This window comes from Streptomyces sp. SID5910, assembly GCF_009862125.1.
Taxonomy (GTDB): Bacteria; Actinomycetota; Actinomycetes; order Streptomycetales; family Streptomycetaceae; genus Streptomyces.
On sequence record NZ_WWHX01000211.1, the window covers coordinates 1 to 1,877 of the forward strand.

The 1,877-nt window shown below is 76.8% G+C and carries 2 protein-coding genes; both read left to right on the forward strand.

What is annotated here, in order from left to right; genetic code table 11:
• On the forward strand, nucleotides 1–545 hold a 545-nt coding region (locus GTW67_RS07475), incomplete at its 5' end, for a methyltransferase domain-containing protein (protein ID WP_161164016.1).
• Nucleotides 542–1,877, forward strand: a 1,336-nt coding sequence (locus tag GTW67_RS07480; protein WP_346010590.1) for an FAD-dependent oxidoreductase, incomplete at its 3' end; no start/stop codon positions are given. The genes GTW67_RS07475 and GTW67_RS07480, both read left to right, overlap by 4 nt.

A 1,877-nucleotide genomic window follows, 5' to 3' on the forward strand; every position in this document is an offset into this window, starting at 1 on the left:
CGGCGGCGCTGGCCGCGGCGTTCCCCGCCGCCGAGATCACCGGCGTCGACGCCTCGGCGGGCATGCTGCGCGCGGCCCGGGCCAAGCCGTGGCCCCCGCGGGTGCGTTTCGTGCACGCCCCGGCCGAGGAGCTGGACTCGGCCGGGGTGAGCGGCCCGTTCGACGCGGTGTTCGCCGCCTACCTCTTCCGCAACCTGGCCGACCCCGACGCCGTCCTGCGCTCGGTGCACCGGCTGCTCGTGCCCGGCGGCGGGCTGGCGGTGCACGAGTACGCGCTCAGCGGGCGCCGCGCCGACCGCCTGGTGTGGTCCGCGGTGTGCCGGGGCGTCATCGTGCCGCTGGGCACGGCCACCGGCGACCGCGAGCTGTACCGGCATCTGCGGCGCAGCGTCACGGAGTTCGACACCGCGCCGGGTTTCGTCGCCCGGCTGGCCCGGGCCGGCTTCGAGGGCGTACGGGTGCTGCCACTGCCCGGGTGGCAGACGGGCATCACCCACACCTTCCTCGGCCGGCGTGCCGCCGAGAAGACGGGCGCCGCGCGGTGAGCCTGCGCGACGGGGCCCGGGTTCCGGGGCGGGACCGGCACGCCCGGCTCGTCGCGCCCCGCCCGGGCCGGGACCGGATCGCCGGTGAACCGCCGTCGGTCGCGGTGATCGGCGGCGGCATCGCGGGCCTCGCGGCGGCGACCGTGCTCGCCGAGCGGGGCGTGCGCGTGGTGCTCCACGAACGCGAACCGGTGCTCGGCGGGCGGGTGTCCGGATGGCCCGTCGCCCTGCCCGACGGGACGTCCGCGACGATGAGCCGCGGCTTCCACGCGTTCTTCCGCCAGTACTACAACCTGCGGGCCCTGCTGCGCCGGACCGATCCCGGGCTGGAAGGGCTGACCGGGCTGCCGGACTATCCGCTGCTGCACGGCAGCGGTCTGCGCGACGGCTTCCGCCGGGTGCCGCGCACGCCTCCGTGGAGCGCCCTCGGCTTCGCCCTCCTCAGCCCGAGCTTCCGGCCGCGCGACCTGCTCGCCCTGCGCCCCGCCGCGGCCCTGCCCCTGCTCGACGTGAGCACCCGGCGCGTGTACGAGCGGCTGGACCATGTCAGCGCCCACGACTTCCTGGACACGCTGCGGTTCCCCGCCGCCGCACGGCACCTGGCGTTCGAGGTGTTCTCCCGCAGCTTCTTCGCGGACCCCCGGGAGCTGTCGGCCGCCGAGATGGCCCTGATGTTCCACATCTACTTCCTCGGCTCCAGCGAGGGACTGCTGTTCGACGTGCCCCGCGAGCCGTTCCCGCAGGCGCTGTGGGAGCCCCTCGCGGGCCATCTGGCCCGGCACGGGGCCGAGGTGCGGACCGCCGCGCCCGTCGACGCCGTCCGTCCCGGCCCGTCCGGCGGGCACCTGGTCGCCGACGGCGACGGTACGCGGGCGTACGACGCGGTCGTGCTGGCGCTGGACACCGAGGGTCTGCGGACGGTGGTGGGACGGTCGCCGGGGCTGGGCGACGCCGCGTGGCGGGAGAGGGTGGCCCGGCTGCGGACGGCGCCGCCGTTCCTGGTGTCGCGGCTGTGGCTGGACCGCCCCGTCGCGGCGGGCCGTCCGGGCTTCCTCGGCACCAGCGGTTTCGGCTCGCTGGACAACGTCAGCGTGCTGTCCCGCTGGGAGGGTGAGGCGGCCCGCTGGGCGGCCCGTACGGGCGGGTCCGTGGTCGAACTCCACGCCTACGCCGTGCCGTCGACGGCGGTCCGGGACGTCGAGGAGAAGCGCCTCGTCGCCCAGCTGCACCGGGTCTACCCGGAGACCCGGCAGGCCCGTGTCGTCGCCGCGCGGCACGAGTGGCGGGCGGACTGCCCCCTGTTCACGGTCGGCGGCCACGGCGACCGCCCGA